Origin of the sequence: Parabacteroides sp. CAG:2 (assembly GCF_000436315.1) — a bacterium.
GTDB lineage: Bacteria > Bacteroidota > Bacteroidia > Bacteroidales > Tannerellaceae > Parabacteroides > Parabacteroides distasonis.
In genome coordinates, this window is the sequence record NZ_FR885294.1 from 1 (window position 1) to 4,407 (window position 4,407).

The following is a 4,407-nucleotide window of genomic DNA, read 5'->3' on the forward strand; positions in this document are numbered from 1 at the left end:
CGTGATCTGTACCCGCATGAGTCCCTTCTCGTCCAACTGGCCCTTGCCGGACATCCCCCGCAAGTCCAGTGGAGAGAAGACACTATGCTGATTCCGGGAATCGTACTCGGAGTTTCGCACCGGCTCCGTAACCGCTATCACGTGACAGGGCACGGTATCGTTGTAATTATAGATCTCGGCCCCGATCACGTCGGTATGGCCGTATAGCTTGCTCGCCAGATCGGCGGAGAGGATCATCTCCCTCCCCTCCCGAAGCCCCGACAGGGTCTGCCCCAGTCTCTCCGGGCTTTCTCCCGTAGCGGAGCGGATGCCGAACACCCGGAAATACCCCGGCGAGACGATCATTGCCCGCACCCGCTGGTTGATCGAGTCTTTCAAGACTCTGCTGCCGATGTTCGAGTCGGTATAAGGCAGCGAATAGTACGAGAGCCCTACCACCTCCACGTCGGGATGCCGCTCGATACGCTCCACGATACGCTCGATGTTCCGCACCGGCTCCTCGCTTCCCTCCTCGTAGGCGATGAACGAGGGACTGTCGGACGGCCGTATGGCGAGCGTCACGTTGTACACGTGATCCAGCTTGAAGCCCACCGGCATCCGCGTCAGCATCCCTTGCGCCACGAAGTAGTACATCATGAACCACAGGATCACGAATACGACCAGCAGTTCCACCAGTATCCAGCAGCTTCCTCCCAAACGGGACCTTATCAACTTTAATAGATGTGTTACCATAGCCGTATCCTATTTATCGTTCAACGCGTCCGTTATACTCACCCGCACGGTACGCCAAGCGGGTATCATCGAAGAGAGCAGGTTCAGCGCCACGCAGACAGCGAACGCGTAGGCGAACACCTCCATATTCAGCAGCATCCCCGGCGAGAGGAAGATATCGTTATCCGCCCCGGAGCCCATGCTATGCAAACCGGGGGAAAGAAGGATGCCCCGGAATACGAACACCAGCACGTACGAGAACAGCAATCCCGCCATGCCCCCGGGCAACATCAGCAGCATGTTCTCCCAGAAGACCTGCCCCATCAACGTCTTCCGCGACGCCCCGAAGGCCTTGCGTACGCCTAGCTCAGACACCCGGTCTTGCATCCTCGAGGCGTTCAGGCCCGAGAGGTTCAGCGCCGGGACTAGCAGGAAGAGGAAGAGGGCGACGCCCAAGACGATATACGTCTCCGGCCCGAACAACTGCGACAATAACCGGTCGCCGAACGAGCGGGGCGGCTCCACTCTCACCTGTCCCTCCCGCAAGCCGCTGTTGTAGCGTCTTACTCCCTTCTCCAACTCGGCGGAGAGGGCCGGAAGGTCCGAGGCGTCACGCAGCAGGCAGTTGGCGAGCAGCAGTCCCGCCGAGCCTTCCCGCTCCTCCAAGGCGGTATCCATGATACTCGCCATCGAGGTGTAAGGTACCCACGCCTCGGCGTAAACGTCGGAAGCGACGGCGGATATATCCTCCACCACGCCGCTTATCGTATATTCTATATCGTTGATCAAGACGGTCTGGCCGGCTACCTCGGTACGCCCGAGCAGGCGGCGTGCCAAGGAACGGTCGAGCACCACGCAGGGCATCCCGGAAAGGAACTCGGCACTGGCGAACGGCTTCCCGTCCAAGAAGCTGAAACGGTAGACTTGCCAGAACGCATCATCGCATCCCATCAATTGTACTTTCGGCGACTCGTCGCTACCCGGCGCTTGGATGAAGATGTCCCCCACCTCGTAAGGCATGATGGCGGCGTTGGTGGTGACCGCCACTTTCTCGGGTGTCTCGAGGCCGTAGAGGACCTCCTTCACGAACCGGGGCCCGCAACCGCTGTTCAACGAGCCTTTGCCCCCGTTGAACTCATACGATACGTTCGATACGTAGCCCATCCGGTCCCTGCTCACCTCCGGGGCGATATTCGCCGTCCGGATATGATAGACCACCGCTATGGCCATCACCATCGAGATCGCCAAGCCCGTACCGATGATATAAACGGCGGTGAAGAAGCGATTCTGCCCCATCAAGGCCCAAGCTTGTTTAAGGTATACTTTGTACATCGTTCATTATTTGTTAGTTCGTCTTATGGGTATCTGCCGCCTGCTTTCCGTAATTATTATACGCTTGGCATGTATTTCCAAATACTATTCACGTTATCTTTCTTATCTTTGCCACTCAATCATTCATTAAACCACGAGATCATGGATAAAGAAATACCTAAGTCGGAGCTGCCCAAGCCGTTTCGCAAGCTGAGCCTCCGCGTCAGCAAGAGCCACCTGCCCGGTAACGCGAGCTATAAGGGAAGCGTCGTATGGCAACGTACGCTCAGCATCGATGACATCGCCGCCCGTGTCGTAGACAAACGGAGCGAGTATCGCAAGGAGACGCTCATCACCACCTTCAACCTCCTCAAGCGGGAGATCTACGACGCCATCGAGGAGGGCTACAACGTGGACTTCGGCTTCGGGCGGACGGAACTGACCGTGAACGGGCCTTTCGAGACCCTGTACGAGAAGTTCGACCCCGACCGCCATACGCTCGCCCCACGCCTGCGCCCCGCGCCGCAACTGAAACAACGGGTGGGCAACCTCCGGGCCGTGAACGAGACCTACCAGCTAGCCTACAACTCGATGCCCCGCCCCACCTACGTCAGCCTCCGCATCCAACCCCGTACGTCCGACAGCGACGAGCCTTACAACCAACTCCCCGCAGGCGAGCATCCCTTCATCTCCATCTATGGCGATAGGCTGAAGCTGGCGGGCGATTCTCCCGAGGTGGGCCTTACGCTACGCTCCGTCGAGACCGGCGACGAGCATTTCTACCCCGCCGCCGATATGCTCGTCAACAGCGGGCAGCGGCTCTGCTTCGTCCCCGGCTTCGCTTTCGGGGCAGGCGAGTGGGAAGCCATCGTCTGCACCCAGTTCACCCCTACTTATCACCTCTATAAAGAGCCCCGGTATGGTACGCTTACCTTCACCGTGATATGAGGTATCGAGGCACCCCGGGTGATACCTTGCCTCATACGTTTGAGGTATCGTACCTCATAGCTTTGAGGTGTCATGCCTCATAGGTTTGACGTATCGTACCTCATAGCTATGAGGCAAGGTGTCACCCGGGGTGCCTCACACATGGAGATCCCCCCTATGCGACACCCTCACTGCACCTGCCTTCCGTCGAAGAAGCGCACGGTGCGGCTGGTTTGCTTGGCTTGCGCCTCGTTGTGGGTTACCATTACGATGGTGCGGCCGTCCTCCTTGTTGAGTTGGTGGAGCAGGTCCATGACCTCGATACCCATCTTGGAGTCCAAGTTACCGGTCGGCTCATCGGCGAGGATGATGTCGGGGTTACCTACGATCGCACGGGCGATGGCCACGCGCTGGCATTGACCGCCGGAGAGCTGCGTCGGGAAATGGCGCATACGGTGGCTCAAGCCGACCTTCTCCAGCACGGCCTCGGCCAGCTTGCGGCGCTCCGAGGAGGATACCTTGCGGTAGAGAAGTGGCAGCTCCACGTTGTCCAGCACGTTCAGGGAATTGATCAAGTGGAAGCTCTGGAAGACGAAACCCAACTGCTTGTTACGGAAAGCGGCCAGCTCCTTGTCGCTCATGCCTACCGTGTTCACGCCGTTGATCTCGACCGTGCCGGAGGTAGGAAGGTCCAGCAGGCCCATGATGTTCAATAAGGTGGACTTCCCGCATCCGGAAGGCCCCATAATGCTGAGGAACTCGCCTTGCTGCACCTCTAGGTTCACGTTTTCCAACGCGACTGTCTCTATCTCTTTCGTACGGTAAATCTTCTGTAAATTCGTTAGTTTGATCATGACTGTAATATTTTAATTGTTATTGTTTGACTCTTGTTATCGTTCAACTCTTACTATCGTTAAGCACTTGCTATCGCTAGACGTTAACACCGAAAAGCAAATTACGTGCCAGAAACGTATCTCATTGATTCCATGGCATCTCTATGAAAAAGCGCTGTCCATTATAGAACAGTTGGTTCATTTCCGAACAGTCGGTTCGTTTCCGGACACGGATGCCCGTGCCATCCGTGCCGTCCGTGTCCGATCATTCCTGCCGCAAGGCATCCGCCGGATGCATCCGCATGGCCCGGTAAGACGGGAAACTGATTCCCACGACAATCATCGCGGCCATCACCGCATACGAGAAGACGAAGCCGAACAACAGGCGTGAGGCCATGTCGGGCGGTATCTCCGAGCCTTGCGTCACCTCCATATACAGCAGGTTGGCGAAGATGGCGGCAGAGGGGATGAAAGCGATGGTGAGTAGCGCCAAGCCCTCCTTCACCAATTGCCAGAATATGCCCTTGCGGGTGGCTCCCATCGCCATGCGGAGGCCGATCTCGGCGCTCCTTTGTTGCGTACGATACCAGAAGGTTCCCACCACGCCGAGCAGGACATTCAGCAG

At 57.5% G+C, this 4,407-nt stretch carries 5 protein-coding genes; 1 reads left to right on the forward strand and 4 read right to left on the reverse strand.

Annotation, left to right across the window (positions count from 1 at the left end; genetic code table 11):
* Together QVP94_RS09415 and QVP94_RS09420 are read right to left on the reverse strand one after the other, a co-directional pair.
* The coding region (locus QVP94_RS09415; RefSeq protein ID WP_288213217.1) for an ABC transporter permease at positions 1–732 on the reverse strand (732 nt) is incomplete at its 3' end.
* A gap of 9 nt (positions 733–741) precedes the next feature.
* On the reverse strand, positions 742–2,043 hold the full coding sequence (locus tag QVP94_RS09420; protein ID WP_022192476.1) for an ABC transporter permease: 1,302 nt from the start codon (positions 2,041–2,043) through the stop codon (positions 742–744).
* Positions 2,044–2,184: 141 nt separating this feature from the next.
* Here QVP94_RS09420 and QVP94_RS09425 point away from each other — a divergent pair, with 141 nt between their 5' ends.
* A complete protein-coding gene (locus QVP94_RS09425; protein WP_022192477.1) occupies positions 2,185–2,970 on the forward strand; it encodes a DNA-binding domain-containing protein in 786 nt (261 codons plus the stop codon).
* A gap of 167 nt (positions 2,971–3,137) precedes the next feature.
* Here the strand turns inward: QVP94_RS09425 and QVP94_RS09430 are convergent, their stop codons facing one another.
* A complete protein-coding gene (locus QVP94_RS09430; protein ID WP_005854666.1) occupies positions 3,138–3,803 on the reverse strand; it encodes an ABC transporter ATP-binding protein in 666 nt (221 codons plus the stop codon).
* 244 nt (positions 3,804–4,047) lie between these two features.
* Positions 4,048–4,407 (reverse strand): ABC transporter permease (locus tag QVP94_RS09435; protein WP_502685441.1); only part of this gene is annotated, 360 nt, incomplete at its 5' end.